Source organism: Polaribacter pectinis (assembly GCF_014352875.1).
Taxonomy (GTDB): Bacteria; Bacteroidota; Bacteroidia; order Flavobacteriales; family Flavobacteriaceae; genus Polaribacter; species Polaribacter pectinis.
The window spans coordinates 2,760,970-2,777,387 of sequence record NZ_CP060695.1; the positions used below are offsets into that span (position 1 = coordinate 2,760,970).

Annotated in this window: 19 protein-coding genes and 1 pseudogene; all 20 read right to left on the bottom strand. The window is 29.6% G+C overall.

The window, feature by feature from the left end; all coding sequences use genetic code 11:
• Positions 1-2: 2 nt before the first annotated feature.
• Positions 3-677, bottom strand: coding sequence for a succinate dehydrogenase cytochrome b subunit (locus H9W90_RS12380; protein ID WP_187481901.1), 675 nt, complete (start codon positions 675-677; stop codon positions 3-5).
• Between the two features lie 154 nt (positions 678-831).
• Positions 832-1,446 (bottom strand): DUF6973 domain-containing protein, encoded by a 615-nt coding sequence (locus H9W90_RS12385; protein ID WP_187481902.1) that lies wholly within the window; start codon positions 1,444-1,446, stop codon positions 832-834.
• A gap of 19 nt (positions 1,447-1,465) precedes the next feature.
• Positions 1,466-1,927 carry a GreA/GreB family elongation factor gene (locus H9W90_RS12390; protein ID WP_187481903.1) on the bottom strand — a complete coding sequence of 154 codons (462 nt, stop codon included), beginning with the start codon at positions 1,925-1,927 and terminating at the stop codon, positions 1,466-1,468.
• A 1-nt stretch (position 1,928) separates the two neighbouring features.
• On the bottom strand, positions 1,929-2,489 hold the full coding sequence (locus tag H9W90_RS12395) for a 4'-phosphopantetheinyl transferase family protein (protein WP_187481904.1): 561 nt from the start codon (positions 2,487-2,489) through the stop codon (positions 1,929-1,931).
• Positions 2,482-2,733: an acyl carrier protein gene (locus H9W90_RS12400; RefSeq protein ID WP_187481905.1), complete on the bottom strand. Its 252-nt coding sequence runs from the start codon at positions 2,731-2,733 to the stop codon at positions 2,482-2,484. The genes H9W90_RS12395 and H9W90_RS12400 overlap by 8 nt, the downstream gene beginning before the upstream one ends.
• A gap of 1 nt (position 2,734) precedes the next feature.
• Positions 2,735-4,009 (bottom strand): beta-ketoacyl-[acyl-carrier-protein] synthase family protein, encoded by a 1,275-nt coding sequence (locus tag H9W90_RS12405; RefSeq protein WP_187481906.1) that lies wholly within the window; start codon positions 4,007-4,009, stop codon positions 2,735-2,737.
• A 1-nt stretch (position 4,010) separates the two neighbouring features.
• The gene (locus tag H9W90_RS12410) at positions 4,011-4,451 is read right to left on the bottom strand and encodes a 3-hydroxyacyl-ACP dehydratase FabZ family protein (RefSeq protein ID WP_187481907.1); all 441 of its coding nucleotides are present in this window, start codon (positions 4,449-4,451) and stop codon (positions 4,011-4,013) included.
• Positions 4,452-4,455: 4 nt separating this feature from the next.
• Entirely contained in the window at positions 4,456-6,216 is a 1,761-nt protein-coding gene (locus H9W90_RS12415) for a chondroitinase-B domain-containing protein (protein ID WP_187481908.1), read from the bottom strand.
• Positions 6,217-6,356: 140 nt separating this feature from the next.
• Positions 6,357-7,409 carry a type III polyketide synthase gene (locus tag H9W90_RS12420; RefSeq protein WP_187481909.1) on the bottom strand — a complete coding sequence of 351 codons (1,053 nt, stop codon included), beginning with the start codon at positions 7,407-7,409 and terminating at the stop codon, positions 6,357-6,359.
• On the bottom strand, positions 7,410-8,120 hold the full coding sequence (locus H9W90_RS12425; protein WP_187481910.1) for a methyltransferase domain-containing protein: 711 nt from the start codon (positions 8,118-8,120) through the stop codon (positions 7,410-7,412). It lies immediately after the preceding gene.
• Positions 8,121-8,129: 9 nt separating this feature from the next.
• A complete protein-coding gene (locus tag H9W90_RS12430) occupies positions 8,130-9,293 on the bottom strand; it encodes an NAD(P)/FAD-dependent oxidoreductase (RefSeq protein WP_187481911.1) in 1,164 nt (387 codons plus the stop codon).
• Positions 9,293-10,402 (bottom strand): NAD(P)/FAD-dependent oxidoreductase, encoded by a 1,110-nt coding sequence (locus tag H9W90_RS12435; protein WP_187481912.1) that lies wholly within the window; start codon positions 10,400-10,402, stop codon positions 9,293-9,295. The genes H9W90_RS12430 and H9W90_RS12435 overlap by 1 nt, the downstream gene beginning before the upstream one ends.
• Positions 10,403-10,849 carry a GNAT family N-acetyltransferase gene (locus H9W90_RS12440; protein WP_187481913.1) on the bottom strand — a complete coding sequence of 149 codons (447 nt, stop codon included), beginning with the start codon at positions 10,847-10,849 and terminating at the stop codon, positions 10,403-10,405.
• Between the two features lie 49 nt (positions 10,850-10,898).
• The gene (gene dinB, locus H9W90_RS12445; protein ID WP_187481914.1) at positions 10,899-11,996 is read right to left on the bottom strand and encodes a DNA polymerase IV; all 1,098 of its coding nucleotides are present in this window, start codon (positions 11,994-11,996) and stop codon (positions 10,899-10,901) included.
• Positions 11,996-12,394, bottom strand: a complete 399-nt coding sequence (locus H9W90_RS12450) for an ACT domain-containing protein (RefSeq protein ID WP_187481915.1) — start codon at positions 12,392-12,394, stop codon at positions 11,996-11,998. Before H9W90_RS12450 ends, dinB begins: the two co-directional genes overlap by 1 nt.
• Positions 12,395-12,442: 48 nt before the next feature.
• Positions 12,443-13,282, bottom strand: a complete 840-nt coding sequence (locus tag H9W90_RS12455; RefSeq protein ID WP_187481916.1) for an alpha/beta hydrolase family protein — start codon at positions 13,280-13,282, stop codon at positions 12,443-12,445.
• Between the two features lie 108 nt (positions 13,283-13,390).
• Positions 13,391-13,498 (bottom strand): annotated as a pseudogene (locus H9W90_RS15565) (CBU_0592 family membrane protein); the annotation flags it as partial.
• A 66-nt stretch (positions 13,499-13,564) separates the two neighbouring features.
• Positions 13,565-14,128 (bottom strand): LysE family transporter, encoded by a 564-nt coding sequence (locus H9W90_RS12460; protein ID WP_254712488.1) that lies wholly within the window; start codon positions 14,126-14,128, stop codon positions 13,565-13,567.
• Positions 14,129-14,210: 82 nt separating this feature from the next.
• A complete protein-coding gene (locus H9W90_RS12465; protein WP_187481917.1) occupies positions 14,211-14,834 on the bottom strand; it encodes a LysE family transporter in 624 nt (207 codons plus the stop codon).
• 84 nt (positions 14,835-14,918) lie between these two features.
• On the bottom strand, positions 14,919-16,262 hold the full coding sequence (gene gdhA / locus H9W90_RS12470; RefSeq protein ID WP_187481918.1) for an NADP-specific glutamate dehydrogenase: 1,344 nt from the start codon (positions 16,260-16,262) through the stop codon (positions 14,919-14,921).
• Positions 16,263-16,418 lie beyond the last annotated feature (156 nt).

A 16,418-nucleotide genomic window follows, 5' to 3' on the forward strand; every position in this document is an offset into this window, starting at 1 on the left:
GATTAATGGTTAAAGTGATGATATAAAGCAATAAAAATAAATCCTGCTGGAACTATAATTGCATATGCTTTACCTAAATTATCTAATTTTTTTCTTAATGAAGCTGCTCCTACAGATTGAAATGCCGAAGTAAAACCATGTGCTAAATGCATACCTAAAAAGACAAATGCAACAACATACGCTCCAACTCTAAGTGGGCTAACGAATTTATGAACCAATTCTTCATAATAACGAAAACCATCTACGCCAGCAATGGTTCCAGACCAATCGCCTTGTATAAATTTTGTGTTGATTTCTGGAAACCAAAAATCGATAAAATGTAAAATGATAAAAGCCAAAATTGTAATTCCGGTCCAAATCATGTTTCTGCTCACCCAAGATGAATTAGCAGCGCCGTTATTTTTTGCATAAGAAACATTTCTTGCTCTAGAATTTTTCAATTCTAAAATGAAACCCATTACAAAGTGAAAAACAACCGCAAAAATCAAAACAGGTTGTAATGCAAATTGTACCAAAGGATTTGTTCCCATAAAATGCGAAACTTCATTAAAAGTATCTGGGCTAAAAACCGATAAAATATTAATTGCTAAATGCTGAAGTAAGAAGAACATCAGAAAGAACGCTGAAAGCGCCATTGCTACTTTTCTTCCAATTGAAGATTTGAAAAATCCGCTCATTGTATATATTAGTTAAATTATTATTACAAAAATACGGCTAAACAACTACCAAAGCAAAGAAATTACAACGTTTTCGTTCGTATTTAGAATAGTTTTAAATAAATTGCTTAAACGTTTAACATATTTTAAAAAAACAGTTGTTTTCTATAGCTTGTTACTTATCTGAATTAACCAAGCATTTATTGTTTTTCCATTTGCCTTTTAAAGATTCTTTAGGTATAATTTTTCCGTCACAAGTTAAAAAATTACCTTTTTTATCTTTTTTTATGATCTTCATTTTACCTTCTTTAATAGCATTAACTATTTTATAAATTAAACTTTCTCTTGAGGTTTTACTTCTTCTTTTTATCAACTTTAAGCCTTCGTCATTATTATGTAAATCCATTTCTGATGAAATTTCGTCAGGCACAACTCCATCTTCTAATTTTCTTTTTTTATAAGTTAGGTAATTATCTTTTTCATGTGCTTTTCCTAAAGAACGCGCAGAACGTTTACCCATTTCTTGACGCAAACGAGCCATCCAATATGCATGCCTGAACGCATCAACTTGTCCTCCAGCAGCATCTCCATCTAACAAATTTGTCTTTCTAATAGAATCTGCAACTTTATTTGTCTCGTTAGAAATTTTTAAAGATTTCTTTGCTTTAAAGGGATGAAAAAGTACCCAAGTTTTAATTGGTCCTGAAAGTTTAAAGAAATTTTGCAAATCAGATTGAGAGAACAACTGACTAGTGCATAAAATAAAAAGTATAAGAAATGTTTTTTTCATCGTTGAAAAATAATATTATTTAATTGATTTTTAAAATTTTGATTGTTGAATTATTAAAAACAAACTCATCATTTTCTTGCTTACCTAACAAAAGTTTTCCAATTGGAGATGAAACTGAAATAGCAAAAAAACCTTTACTACCCACTGTTAAATTGCCTGCAGAAATTGATAGAAAATAATTGGCTTTTTCTGTGAAAATAATGCTACCTAAATGTGCTTTTTTTAGTCCCGAAATTTCGGGATTTGAAACATCAATTCTATTTAAAATTTCTTTCATTTGAGAAATTCCTGCCAATTGTTGACCTGCTTTTTCCATTTCTAACTGTAACATTGCTCTACCTGTTTCGTGTTTGTCGCCAGCAGAACTTTTCGTTTCAGATTGTAATGCTTTCTGGTTAGAAGAAATTACCTCTTCTACATTCTGTAAACGCTTGTCCACAAAAGCTTCACATTGCTTAAAAAGTTCTTCTTTTAAATTCATTCTATAAAGTAAATGCAAAAGCTCCATAATTTCCATGATGAGAAATTGAGCATGATTTTGTTAGTTTTTTTTCTTTATGATAATATATTGGAGCTCCAATTGTAGTTTTTCTTTTTTCTATTTCTTCTGATGGAATTCCGGTTTTTTCAGCAAGTTTTAATTTGATGTCATTATCAACATTTTTTGATGAACCAATACTTGAAAATATTTCTATTTTTTCTTGATAACTCTTTGCAATTGTATGAATATAAGATGTATTAATAACTGTTGTTGTATAAAATTTTAAATCTTCAAAAACTACAATTCCTTCCTCTTTGGAAGTTATAGAACATTCAAATTTTTTAGGCGCAAAAAAACGTTTTTCAACTTGTTGAGTAAAGCATTTATAAGCAGATTCTTTCATGGACCAAAATTGCCAAACTTGTAAAAAAGAATCACTGGCATTTAAAATAATCTCTTGTTCTTTTTTTGTGAATTGCTTTTCTAAAAACCCTTTTCGTTGCCAATTACTTTCGGTTTTAGCGAATTTTAAATCTACAATATCGTTACCAATATTAGGCATTCATTTTTTCTTGAATAATTTCTACAGTTGCTTTTACAGACAACATTTTCTCCATAGAATCGTTGTCTATTTCTATCTTAAATTCGTCTTCTACATCTAAAATAATATCCACTAAATTTGCAGAATTTATCTCTAAATCATTAATAAAATCTGTTTCTTCAGACATGTTTTTAAAACCTTCTTCATTCTGAACATAAGGTTTTACAATTGTAGTTAATTTACTTATTATTTCTTCTTTAGTCATTTTATTTTGAATATTTTTTAAAGATAACACAAGCATTTACATCACCAAAACCAAAACTTGCTTTTGCTAAAATATTTATGTTTTTTTCAATAGTTTTAGATGGAATTTTAGCTTCAGTAATCAAATCTAAAATCTCTGGATGAATATCTTCACAATTAATATTCGGAAAAATAAACTGCTCTTTTATTTCTAAAACTGAAGCCACAGATTCAATTGCGCCAGAAGCAGACAAACAATGTCCAACCATCGATTTTAATGAATTTATATATGGAAAATCAGTTCCTTTTCTATTTAAAGCTTTTGTCCAATTTTCTATTTCTAAATCGTCTTTAGAAGTTGCTGTTAAATGACCGTTTATTACATCAATTTCATCTGCAGAAATATTTGCATCTGCAATTGCATTCGTAATACATTTCTGAACAGCCTCTGCATTTGGCGCAGTTAAAGTTCCACCATTTCTTTGTCCGCCAGAATTTATATTTCCACCTAAAACCTCTGCATAAATGGTTGCATTTCTTTCTAAAGCACTTTCTAAAGATTCTAAAACCAAAGTACCTCCTCCACTTCCTGGAACAAATCCTGAAGCTGTTTCACTCATTGGTCTCGAGCCTTTTTCTGGACTTTCATTGTGTTTGTAGGTCATTACTCTCATTGCATCAAAACCTCCCCAAGTATACAAACTACTGTCACTTGAACTTCCTACTAACATTCGTTTTGCTTTGCCATTTTTAATGCGCTCAAAACCCATTAATAATGCTTCTGTTCCTGTCGTACAAGCAGATGAATTTGTGGTTACCTGATTTCCGAAACCAAGAATTCCACCTAAATATGCAGAAATTCCACTTGCCATGGTTTGTACCACAGAAGTACTTCCTAAACGTCTTACATTTTGATCATCAATTTTATAAATTGCTTCTCTAAATTTCTCAATTCCTGATGTTCCTGTTCCAAAAATAATTCCGGAATCGTAATCTAATTTTGAATTTTCATCAACAGAAAAACCAGCGTCTTTCCATGCATCAATTCCTGCCATCACTCCATATAAAATAGAGGTTGAATTAAAACCACGCAATTGTAAAGGCGATAAATATTCGCTTATTTTTTCTTCAGAAACTTCTGGAATTCCACCAATACAACAAGAAAATCCTTTGTCTTTTAAATTCTGATGAAAGGTAATTCCTGATTTTCCAGATTTTATGGCTTTTGTGAATTCAGTTAACCCAACACCATTTGGCGCAACAACTCCTAAACCAGTAATTACAACTCTTTTACTCATATTATTTTGCGATTATCATTCCAGAAATTGTTCCTCTACAAACGAGTTCATTTTTAGAATTCATCATTTTTACAGAACATTTTAATTTATTAAATCGAAAATATTCTTTTGTTGAAATTACAGTAATTTTTTCGTTTGGAAAAACTGGTAAAAAGAAATCTATATTGTTTGAAGTTAATGCTATCTGTGGTTTTTTATCCGAAGAAAATTCATTTTTCAATAAAAAAACACCCAAACAAACCACGCCAATTTGTGCCATGGTTTCGGTTAAAATAACACCTGGAGTAATTGGATTGTCTTTAAAATGACCTTCGTAAAAGAATTCGTTTTGTTGAAATATGTAGTTTCCGGTAACTCCGTTTTCTGAAATATCAGTAATTTCATCAACAAACAAAAAAGGTTTTTGATATGGTAAAAGGTTTATAATTTCTGATGATTTCATTCATCTAATTTACGATAAATCGTCCAAAAGATTCTTGAATTTTAATGAAATAAATTCCTTTCGATAAAGCATCTATATTTAATTGACTTGTTTGTGAATTAAAATGCTGCTTCAATAATGATTTTCCTGTCATATCAAAAACTTCCACCAAACCAATGGTTGCATTTTCTGATTTGATATTGATAATTCCTTTATTTGCAGGAATAGGAAAAACAGTAATTCCTTTTGTAAAAAGTGAGTTTTCTGAAATACTCAAAGAATTTGTAGAAAGAAAACCAACTTTTACGCCAACATCTGCAACATTATAAGGTAATTTCGTTCCATTTGCACCAAATTCTTCTGCACCAGCATCAAAATTACCAGTTCTTGTTCCTCCTAAAATATCATCAACTAAAAAAGAATACGAACCAATTGAAGCATCTTTTGCAGGGCTTGTTGTAGAAATTCTATAGAAATCTGTTCCGTTTTCTAATAAATTTGCAGTAACTGTTTGGTTATTATTTTGTCCGTTTGATAAATCCCAACTTCCATTTTGAGTAATATTTCCTTCGTATTTTGAAGTTCCAATTGCATTTGTTTGAATATCAAAAGCATTTTCAGAAGTATTTAGCATAATATTGTTTGCTAAAATGATATTTTCTGGTGCCAAAGTTAAATCAGACTTTACCTTTGTTCCGACTCTAAAACCATAATCACAATCCACAAAAGTATTATTTACAACTGTTAAGTTTTTAACTTGATAATAACCATTTAAAGCTGAATTTGGTCTTCCGTTAGAAATATTAATTGCACCAGTAGTACTTGTTCTACTTCCATTTGGTTTTAATGCATTTACACCAGAAATATAATTATTATATATTTTATGATTCTCTCCAATGACTCTTACACCACCTGAAAGTAATCTATTATTTGCGAAAAAATAGTTGTTGAAAACCTCACATTCATTACCATGTCTTAACGTTAAAGTTCCACTATAATCTCGAAAAGTGTTATTGTAATATTTATTATTTCCACTTTTATTGGAAATAATTTCTACTTCTCCTTCCCAATCATAAAAGAAATTATCGTAAATTTCTGTAAAAGAATCTGACAAAGAAGTTGTGCTTGTACCAATTCTAATAGCATCTTGGTCGTTTAAATCGTTTACTTCGCCAACAGCTGTTCTAGATGCAAAATAATTATGATGAATTTTATGATAATCTGCCAAATTATCGCTTCTGTTATCATTTATAATACTTCCAACTCCGTTTTTACCAATAAAAGAACTGTGGCTAATTTCGTTGTAACTACCATATAAAAGAATCCATTTAAAAACTGCCTCGTTTTGTGCAGATGTACCATTATAGCTATCTATTTTAATGTTAGTAACTGTGCAATTATTACAAGAATTTCCACTAGCTCTAAAGGTAATTAACGATGTTATTTTATCACTTGAAACATCTAAATTAGATGCATTTCTAAAAACAAAACCTTCTAAAATAATATAACTTCCTCCCATTTGAATATTAGATTTTCCTTCAATAAAAACCTGATTTACATTTTGAGCTTTAATAGTTATTGGATTTGAAGCAGTACCATTTTTATTTATATTCAACTGAAGATTATTCCAAGTACCATCTGCTAAAATAATAGTTGTACCAGCTGATGCTGATGAAATAGCGTTATTTAATTCAGTTTGGTTATTAACAGTTGTTTGAGAAAACCCTTTATTTAATGACAATGAAAAGGTTATAAGAAAGGTAATTAAGTAATAAAAATTCTTCATAATTCTGTGTTCTTAAAACTGGTTAACCAATTTTGGTTTGTAAATATAACACAGTAATTAGAAAAAAAATAAAATTTAAACAATTATTGCAGAATTTAAGTTTTGCGAAATTTTTATTTTTCGAAAAATCTATAATAATATTACCACTCTAACAATATTCTTTGTGCAGAAAAACCAGGACCAAAACTTAACATAATTCCACGTTCTCCTTTTGCAGGATTTCTGTCCATAAAACGCTCTAAAACATACAAAACTGTTGCGCTTGACATATTTCCATACGCTCGTAAAACCTCTTTGGTGTCGTCTATATTTTTTCCTAAAACTCCAAATAAAGCTTCTACAGTTTGTACAATTTTTTTTCCTCCAGGATGAAAAATTAAATGGTCTATATTATCTATAGTTAAATTATTCTTTTCTAAAAAAGGGTGAATTATTGTAGGAAAATGGTCTGATATTTTCTGTGGAACTTCCTTATCTAAAATCATTTGTAAACCAGAATTTACCAATTTAAAACCCATCATATTTGTAGCATCATAAAAATGATACATGGCTTCGTCTACAATTGTTGGGCCTTTATCTTCTTCGTAAGAAGACAAAATTACTGCAGATGCTCCATCTCCAAAAATGGCTGCAGAAACAATATTTGTCATGGAAAAATCGTCTAACTGAAACGTTGCTGTTGGTGCTTCTACTGCAATAACTGCTGCTCTTTTATTCGGATTCGCTTTTAAGAAATTCTTCGCGTAAATAATTCCAGAAACTCCTGCAGCACAACCCATTTCTGTTACTGGCAAACGCACGATATCTTGTTTCATGCCCAGAGAATTAATCAAATATGCATCTACAGAAGGAATCATAATTCCTGTGCAACTTACAGTAATTATATAATCGATATCTGTAGGTTTTAAGCTTGCTTTTTCTAAAGATTTTTTGAGTGATTTTTCTGCCAATTGAACAACTTCTCTTGCATAAATAGCATTTTTTTCTTCGAAAGAAGTTGCTGTAAAAACTTCTTCAGGATCCATAATTGAGTACCTTTTATCAACTGCTGCTCCTTCAAAAAGCTTGATTACTTTTCTCTGAAAACGAGTATCTTGATCTTGCATCCATAATTTTACAAACGGAATAATATCTTTCGTTTCTCTATAATATTTTGGAAGTTGCTTTGCAACTGATGTTATTTTTACTGCCATTTATTTTTTTATTATCCATAGAAAACGAAAAGCCCATTTCCATTGAATTCTTGGTTTTACTTTTAATTTTGTTGATATTCTCTCTAAATCTTCACGTTTAAATCCTCTTAAAACTGATGTTAAACCATCTTCAATTATCATTTTATTAGAAATAAAAATAGATAATAACATAAATAAATAATACGCTAATTTATGTCTGTGTAAATCGTTTACAACAATGCCTATTTTGGTTTGTTTAATTGTGTTTTCTAAAAACGAAACCAATTGAGGTTCTTTAAAATGATGTAAGAATAAAGTCGCTAAAACAACATCAAACTTTCTTTTTTTAAAATCATCAGAAAAAATATCTTGTGTTTCAAAACTTAATTCTGGGTAATCTACAGACAATTCATTTGCATAATCTATCGCTGTTGGGTTTGCATCAACACCAATTAATTTGAATTTGTAATTGTGTTTTCTTCCAAATTTTGCAACATCTCGCAAAATATCTCCATGACCACAACCAATATCTACAATAGTTATTTCTTGTTCTTTTGAATGGTTTTTTAAAATAGTTTTTAAGCCATTAACTGTGACTTTATTTCCACCCAACCATCTATTTATATTTTCTAATTTATCTAAAGTATCACGCAACAAATCGCCTCCAATAGAAAAATCGTCCATCAATTCTTCTTTGTCTGTTCTTTGTTTTGTACTGATGAAAAAATCCATTAATTCTTTTTAAATTTTGATTGATTTTCCATGCGTTTGTTTGATGATAATTGGTAATAAAAATGGTAATTTCTTTAAAACTGCTAATAAAAACGATGCAATTCTATCTTTTCTGAACAACATTGCAATAAAATGTCCTGCTTTTAAACGCCATTTAAATTGTTTGTTCCATTGTGTAATATATAGCTTTTCAAGTTCCTTTCTTGATTCGATTTTACCATTCGAGTAATTTAGAATCAGTTTAGATGCAATTTGCGCAGATTGAATTGCCATACTCATTCCATTTCCACAAAGTGGATGAATCATTCCTGCAGAATCGCCACACATTAAAATATGGTTTTCGACTGGTTTTTTCGTTTCAAAAGAAATCTGACTAATAGAAAGTGGTTGTTCCCAAATTGGTTTTGAATTTTGAAACATCGCTTTTAAAAACCTGTTTTTGAAAACCACATTTTCTTGAAAATCATCAATATTTTTATACTTTTTAAATGCTGAAAAACTCGTGATATAACACAAATTAATTGCATTATTTTCTACTTTAGAAACGCCACAATAACCGCCTTTAAAATTATGAAGCGCGACTAAATCTTCTGGAAAATCTCCTTTCACATGAATTTTAACTGCCAAATAAGGCGATTTTTTTTGGATAAATTCGCGTTCCATTTTTACATCTAATAAAGAACGTTTGCCAAAGGCACCAATACAAATCTCTGATTTAAAAGAATTATTTTCTTTGGTTTCAACTATAAAAATATCGTCTTTAAAATCAACATTTAAAACCGAATCTTGTAAAATAACTACGCCATTTTCTTTGGCTTTTTCTGATAAAATAAAATCTAATTGGTAACGTGAAATTCCAAATCCGCCCAAAGGTAATTTTGCAGAAATCACTTTATTTTTTGTGGTTGATAATTGAAAGTTCTCAATTTTTACTGCGCCAAAATCAAACGGATTTATCTCTAAAAATTCTAAATATGGCAAAACTTCATTCGAAATATATTCTCCACATACTTTGTGTTTTGGGTATTCATTTTTCTCTATTAATATAACCTTTTTTCCAAATTTTGATAAATGAATTGCGTTGCAAAGTCCTGCCAAACCTCCACCAATTATAATTATTTCAGCAACGCTGTTGCTTTTTTTATTATCAATTGTATGTTTATCTTGTGTCATCAATCTATCAATTCTGCTAATTCCTTACCAACTAAACTACCAATGGCAATTCCCATTCCGCCTAAACGAACTCCGCAAAAAACGTTATTTGAAATTTGTTTTACTATTGCTTTTTTCTGATTTCCAACGCCCATAATTCCACTCCATTTATGTTCAATTTCAAAACTTGTATTTGGTAAAATTGTGGTTTTTAGAATTTCCTCTAATTTATTTTGAATGATTTTTGTCTGACCAAATTCAGAAGTTTCTTCGGTTTTAAAATCGAGATTTCTACCTCCGCCAAATAAAATACGATTGTTTATATTTCTGAAATAATAATAGCCTTTATCTAAATGAAAAGTTCCTTTTATATGAAGATTTTTAATCGGTTTTGTAATTAAAACTTGTGCTCTTGCAGGTTTTACTTTTTCGTCTAAAAGCTGATTCGCAAATCCGTTTGTTGCAATGAATATTTTTTTAGTGTAAAAATCTAATCTGTTGGTTTTTACATTAATTTTATTTCCATTTTCAACAAAACTTTCTACCGAAATATTATTGAGAATTTTAACACCTAATTTCTGCACTTTTTGCAATAACTGAAAAGCCATTTTTCCAGTATCAATTTGTCCTTCAAAATTATTTGTAATGTATATATTATGTACTTTTTGAAATCCGAAAGTGTTTTCTGATTCCGAAAAAACATCCGCATTAAAAATAGGTTTTAAAAGCTGATTAATTTCTTCTTTTCTCGAAATACATTCCTCAAAAAAAGCTTCATTATCACACAATTCAAAACCCTTATTTTGCTGAAAATCGATGTTTCTTTCGCCTAAATTTTTTCGTAATAATTGTAGTCCTTTCCAGCGTTTATCAACTAAATTGTAAACCTCTTGTTCTGTGTGAGAATTTAAATCGTCTATTAATTCAGAAAGGCTTCCAAAACAAGCAAAACCAGCGTTTTTTGTACTTGCTCCTTGTGGTAACATTCCTTTTTCGAGAATCAAAATTTTGGCTTTTGGGTGGCTTTTCTTTAATTCTAAAGCGCAATTTAAACCCACAATTCCGCTACCAACAATCATAAAATCGATGTTTGTAAACCATTCTTTTAATTCCCAATAACTAAAGTTCATTTATAGTTGTTTTTCAAAACAAATACTGTTTTCCATTCCTATATATTGTCCGTAATTTTCAATGACTTTATAATTGCATTTTTTATAAAATCTTACAGCTTCTTTTTGTCTTTTTCCTGTTTCTAAAACACATTTTTTGTTTCCTAATTCTTTTGCCCAAATTTCTAATTCTGAAAGTATTTTTTGCGCAATTCCTTTTCCTCTATTTTCTGGAGAAACATACATTCTTTTTACTTCCATAGAAGAATAGTCGAATTTTTTAATAGCTCCACAACCAACTGCAATTTCATCAACATAAATTACAACAACATTTCTTAATACATCTATATTATTAAACTGATTATAAAAACTGTGTTCTTCACCATCTGTAATTTTTAAATAGGCGTCTAATTCTTTTACCAAATTGATAAAATCTTTGTTTTCGGAATTGGTTCTAATAATTTTCATGTTTATTATATGTTTTTAACTTCAAAAAAGTAAAGAATAAAAAAAATTCTTAAAAACGATGTGTGTTGAAATCAAACTTTAATTGAACCCAAACTGGTTCTTTAATTTCGGTGTTTAAATTCCCAAAAGAAAGCCCTAATAAACGTACAGAATTCACCAATTTATCTTGAAACAACAATTCTTTTACCACAGGGAAAAACTCTTTTTTCGTCTGCATAAAATTCGGTTTTGTTTTACTTCTTGTTTGTTGTGTAAAATCGGAATATTTAATTTTTAAGGTAATGGTTTTTCCTTTTGTATCATTTTTTAGCATTCTTCTTTCCAATTCATCAGCAATTTTTTCTAATTTTTCAATCATAAAAATTTCTGAAGAAATGTTTTCATTAAACGTTCTTTCTGCAGCTAAAGATTTTCGAATTCTATTTGGTTTTACAGTGCTATTATGAATTCCACGAACAATATTGTAATAATGTGTACCCGATTTTCCGAATAAAGTAATTAATTCTTCTAAGGATTTTTTCTTTAAGTCATTTCCAACAAAAATGCCTAAATTATACATTTTTGCGGCTGTAACTTTACCAACTCCATAAAATTTGTTTACTGGTAATTCTTCCAAAAATTTAATAACTTCTTCTGGATGAACTGTTTTTTGTCCATTAGGTTTGTTAATGTCTGAAGCTACTTTTGCAATAAATTTATTGATGGAAATTCCTGCAGAAGCTCGTAAACCTGTAACTTCGAAAATGCGCGCTCTAATTTCTCTTGCTATATCATTTGCAGACGGATTTCCCTTCTTATTTTCGGTAACATCTAAATAGGCTTCGTCTAAAGAAAGTGGCTCAACCAAATCTGTGTATTCATAGAAAATTTCTCTAATTTTTGCTGAAAGTTCTTTATAGCGTGCAAAATCTGACTTTACAAAAATTAAATGCGGACACTTTTTCTTCGCCATAAAACCACTCATCGCAGATTTTACACCGAATTTTCTGGCTTCGTAACTTGCAGCAGAAACAACTCCTCTTATTTCGTTTCCACCAACAGCAATGGCTTTTCCTCGCAATTCAGGATTATCCAATTGCGCTACAGATGCATAAAATGCATCCATATCTACATGAATAATTTTTCTGAAAGGAGGTTGTAATTCCACTACTTATTTTTAGATAAATTGGTTAAGACTTCCATAGATTTTTTAGCATCTTTTGTGTCTACAAAAATATGATCATGATAAAAACCAGCAACCACATTACAACTAATATTATACTTGGTTAGTTCAGTAGAAAAAGCGGCAGTTAAACCAACAGCTTCTAATGAAGAATGTATTTCTAAAGTGATCCAGGAACTTGTAAATTGGTAAGATAGTTTTAAAGCGTCTGCTTTATTTTTCTCTAAAACAATAGTAATTCCTTCTGCTTCTTTAAATTCGTATAAAGTATCTGTTCTTAAAATTCCGTCGAAATTAGGAACAGTAGCGAATACATATTCACCCGAATTTAAAATAGGTTTTAGTTCTCTTATAAGTTTTTGTAAATCTTTTTCTCCGCTCATTTTTACAGTTTACTAATTACTCAAAAATACGGAAAAGAAAACTATTTACTACTTTAAAAACTCTATACAAATTTTAGTAACTTCCTCTAGTTCTTTAGACATTTTCTCCTTTTTCCAAGGATGGGAAACATTAAAAACATGATCTGCATTTTTAATTATTTCTAATCTACTTTTCGGATTCCAAGCATGTATTTTTCGCCCTTCTTCTACAAAAATTGAAGTATCATTGTCTCCATGAATTATTAAGTGTGGAACTGTAATTTTCTTGGCAGATCTTTCGATATTTAACCTTTCTTCATTTTCTTTAAAATTGATGTAAAATTGATAAAAATGAGGCATTTGTTGCTTCGTTCTTCCATTTTCGACATATTTTACGCCTGTTTTCTTCCAATTTTCTAAATCGCCAATTGTTGATGATCTTGAACCAAAATCGCAAACTGCAGCTAAAGAAATTAGTTTTTTTACACGTGAATCTTCGGCAGTTTTTATGGTAACAATTCCTCCACCTCTACTATGTCCAATTATTGAAATATCATTAATATTTACTTCTTTTTTAAAATCGGTATTTGTAGAAATCCAATCTAAAACAGATTCTAAATCGTCTAATTCTTTTATGTAATTATTATTTCCAAAAGCTTCTAAATCTGGAAAATCTATTGGTTGTTCTGGAGTTCCTCCATTATGTGAAAAGTTGAATTTTATAAAGAAAAAACCTGCTTCAGCAAATGCTTCTGCCATTAAATTCCAAGCACCCCAATCTTTAAAACCTTTGTAACCATGGCAAAAAACAACCACTTTTTTTGGTTGCTGTGTTTCTTTGTAAAAAACATCAGTTACAATTGGTTTTTGATGTTTTCCATCGACTATAAAGTTTTTTAAAATTTTCATATAATCACAGTTTTGTAAATGGAAATTTACAAGTTTATATTTTTTCTTATACTTTAAAAGCGAAATAAATGACGCAAAAGCCCAAACTCCTTCTAATATTATAAATGGAATGTATTCCATAAATATTGAAGCAAGACAAGCCATAGCTGCACCAATAAGATTTAGTAAAATAAAAGTTAAATCAGTATTTTTTATTTTTCCAATTAGATTAAGTATGTAAGCCTATAGTATTTGAAAAACCCCAATAAAACCAAGCCAATCTATAGTATTCATAATTACTTTTTAACTTGTAGCTAAAAATGTGTAAATCAATTTCAACAATGTAAAAACAGCAACCAAAGCTGTTAAAATTGCTAAAATTATATTGATGTCTTTCGTTAATTTTCCTGTTTTCTTCTGAATCGTTTTTGCAAATTTTCCATATAAATATAAGATATAAAATGTGCCAATTAGAGAGCCAATTGTAAAAAATAATATGGAAATAAAATCAAAACTAAAAAGATTAAAAGAGTCTAATAAAACTGCTGTTCCACAGAAAAAAGGTATAGCAAACATGTTTAAAACCGATAAAGTAATTCCTGCTAAAAACGGATTTTCTTTCTTCGACTGTAAGCCTTCAACCTTAATTTTACTTTTTTTAGATTCTCTGTAAAAATAGAAAGATAAAAAGATAAAAATTACAACTCCTATTTTGTCTAAAGTTTCTAAAATTTTAGGATTTTCTGTTATATATTTTGTTAAAACAAATGCAATATATATTTGGGGAATTATTACCAAAGAAACACCTAAAGCGTATTTATTGGCAGCTTCTGTGCCTTTTTCTAAACTGACTTTAAGAGCAGTCATATTTAGCATACTAGGTGTTATAGAACCCACAAAAGAGAATAGAAATCCGTAGAAAAAAAGTAAGAATAAATCCAAAAATTAATTATTGCGAAAGTAAATAAATTAAGTTTCCTAAACCTACAAAACCAGTTAAGCAACCTAAAATAAAGTCCATTTTTGTAGCAATATACGTTAATTTATGTTCAATTTTTTCAGCAACTATTGCATATAAAGAATATAGTGTAAAAGAACCAATTGTAGAACCAATTGAAAAATAGAATCCGTTTAAATAAGAATATTCAAAATAACTTAAACCTATTAAAAGTGAAATTGTAGTAAAGTAAAAAGGAATTGCAATTGTGTTTAAAGAAGACATAATTATACCATGCAAATATGCTTTCGATTTTGGTATTTCTTCTTTAACTTTCTTTTCTTTTGATGAAAAATGCAATCTAAAAAAATTGATAGATAACAAGAATAAAAGCCCTGTACCTATTTTCTGAAGTAAGGTTATATATTCTGAATTTTCCATTAAAATACTGGATAAATACGCACCAATATTCGCTTGAAAAAATAAAACAGTTGCATAACCACCAATTAAATAAAAAGCAGCTTTTTTTCCATTTCTTAAACTAAATTTTACAACTGTTAAATTTAGAAAACTGGGCGTAATACTACCAGCCATTGCAATACCAAAACCTAAAATTACGCAGATTATAAAATTCATATTTTTATTTAATATGGGCAAATAAACAAAAAAACGCGTCAATAAATTGACGCGTTTCCTATTTCTAATAACTTATAAGGTTTTTTATACTACACCTTGTGCTAGCATTGCATCTGCAACTTTTACAAAACCAGCAATATTTGCACCTTTTATATAATCTATAGAACCATCTTCTTGCTCACCATATTTTACACAAGAATCATGAATATCTTCCATAATATCTTTTAATCTTGAATCTACTTCTTCTCTAGACCAAGAAATTCTTAACGAGTTCTGGCTCATTTCTAAACCAGAAGTTGCAACTCCACCAGCATTAGATGCTTTTCCTGGAGCAAATAAGATTTTTCCTTTTTGAAATTCGTGAATTGCTTCTGGTGTAGAAGGCATATTTGCACCTTCAGAAACACACATACAACCATTTTTAATTAGTTGTTTTGCTTCGTCTCCATTCAACTCATTTTGAGTCGCACATGGTAAAGCAACATCACATTTAACAGACCAAGGTCTTTCTCCTTTTACAAATTTTGCGTTCGGATATTTTTCTGTGTATTCGCTAATTCTTCCACGTTTTTCATTTTTTATGTACATAACGTGTTCTAACTTCTCTGTGTTTATTCCTTCTTCATCTAAAATATATCCTCCAGAATCCGATAATGTTAAAACAGTTGCACCTAACTCAATCGCTTTTTCAGCAGCATATTGTGCAACATTTCCAGAACCAGAAATCACTACTTTTTTACCTTCAAAAGAATCGTCTTTTCTTTGCAACATATTTTGTGCAAAATATACGTTTCCATATCCTGTTGCTTCTGGTCTAATTAAAGAACCACCCCAAGATTGTCCTTTACCGGTTAAAACTCCAGTAAATTCATTTTTAAGTTTTTTATACATTCCAAACATAAAACCAATTTCACGTCCTCCAACTCCAATATCTCCTGCAGGAACGTCTGTATTTGGACCAATATGTCTAAATAATTCGCTCATAAAAGCATGGCAAAAACGCATAATTTCATTGTCCGATTTTCCTTTAGGATCAAAGTCAGAACCACCTTTTCCACCACCCATTGGCAATGTTGTTAGCGAGTTTTTAAAAACTTGTTCAAAAGCTAAAAACTTTAAAATACTAGCATTTACTGTTGGGTGAAAACGCAAACCACCTTTATATGGGCCAATTGCCGAGTTCATTTGTATTCTATAACCTCTATTTACTTGAATTTCTCCATCATCATCTACCCAAGAAACACGAAAAGAAATTAATCTTTCTGGCTCCACCATTCTCAATAAAATATTTTTTCCGTGATAAATATCATGATTTACGATATAAGGAATTACAGTTTCTGCAACTTCTTGAACGGCTTGTAAAAATTCTGGCTCATGGTTATTTCTACTTTTAACCATTTCCATAAACTCTTTGATTTTTAATTCCATAATTTTAGGTGTGATTTTTTACGAATTTTATAAAAATTTAAAGTAACAAAGATAAGTAATTTCTGAATTGACAAAATAAAAATTTAATTTTATTTAACATCTTGTTCTCCTTATTTCAATCGATTTCGAAAGCTGATTACCTTTTTTGAATTTTAG

Bases quoted from the DNA above. Each gene is read 5' to 3' on its own strand.
- H9W90_RS12380 (WP_187481901.1), bottom strand. From the start codon at position 677: ATGAGCGGATTTTTCAAATCTTCAATTGGAAGAAAAGTAGCAATGGCG.
- H9W90_RS12385 (WP_187481902.1), bottom strand. From the start codon at position 1,446: ATGAAAAAAACATTTCTTATACTTTTTATTTTATGCACTAGTCAGTTG.
- H9W90_RS12390 (WP_187481903.1), bottom strand. From the start codon at position 1,927: ATGAATTTAAAAGAAGAACTTTTTAAGCAATGTGAAGCTTTTGTGGAC.
- H9W90_RS12395 (WP_187481904.1), bottom strand. From the start codon at position 2,489: ATGCCTAATATTGGTAACGATATTGTAGATTTAAAATTCGCTAAAACC.
- H9W90_RS12400 (WP_187481905.1), bottom strand. From the start codon at position 2,733: ATGACTAAAGAAGAAATAATAAGTAAATTAACTACAATTGTAAAACCT.
- H9W90_RS12405 (WP_187481906.1), bottom strand. From the start codon at position 4,009: ATGAGTAAAAGAGTTGTAATTACTGGTTTAGGAGTTGTTGCGCCAAAT.
- H9W90_RS12410 (WP_187481907.1), bottom strand. From the start codon at position 4,451: ATGAAATCATCAGAAATTATAAACCTTTTACCATATCAAAAACCTTTT.
- H9W90_RS12415 (WP_187481908.1), bottom strand. From the start codon at position 6,216: ATGAAGAATTTTTATTACTTAATTACCTTTCTTATAACCTTTTCATTG.
- H9W90_RS12420 (WP_187481909.1), bottom strand. From the start codon at position 7,409: ATGGCAGTAAAAATAACATCAGTTGCAAAGCAACTTCCAAAATATTAT.
- H9W90_RS12425 (WP_187481910.1), bottom strand. From the start codon at position 8,120: ATGGATTTTTTCATCAGTACAAAACAAAGAACAGACAAAGAAGAATTG.
- H9W90_RS12430 (WP_187481911.1), bottom strand. From the start codon at position 9,293: ATGACACAAGATAAACATACAATTGATAATAAAAAAAGCAACAGCGTT.
- H9W90_RS12435 (WP_187481912.1), bottom strand. From the start codon at position 10,402: ATGAACTTTAGTTATTGGGAATTAAAAGAATGGTTTACAAACATCGAT.
- H9W90_RS12440 (WP_187481913.1), bottom strand. From the start codon at position 10,849: ATGAAAATTATTAGAACCAATTCCGAAAACAAAGATTTTATCAATTTG.
- H9W90_RS12450 (WP_187481915.1), bottom strand. From the start codon at position 12,394: ATGAGCGGAGAAAAAGATTTACAAAAACTTATAAGAGAACTAAAACCT.
- H9W90_RS12455 (WP_187481916.1), bottom strand. From the start codon at position 13,282: ATGAAAATTTTAAAAAACTTTATAGTCGATGGAAAACATCAAAAACCA.
- H9W90_RS12460 (WP_254712488.1), bottom strand. From the start codon at position 14,128: ATGACTGCTCTTAAAGTCAGTTTAGAAAAAGGCACAGAAGCTGCCAAT.
- H9W90_RS12465 (WP_187481917.1), bottom strand. From the start codon at position 14,834: ATGAATTTTATAATCTGCGTAATTTTAGGTTTTGGTATTGCAATGGCT.
- gdhA (WP_187481918.1), bottom strand. From the start codon at position 16,262: ATGGAATTAAAAATCAAAGAGTTTATGGAAATGGTTAAAAGTAGAAAT.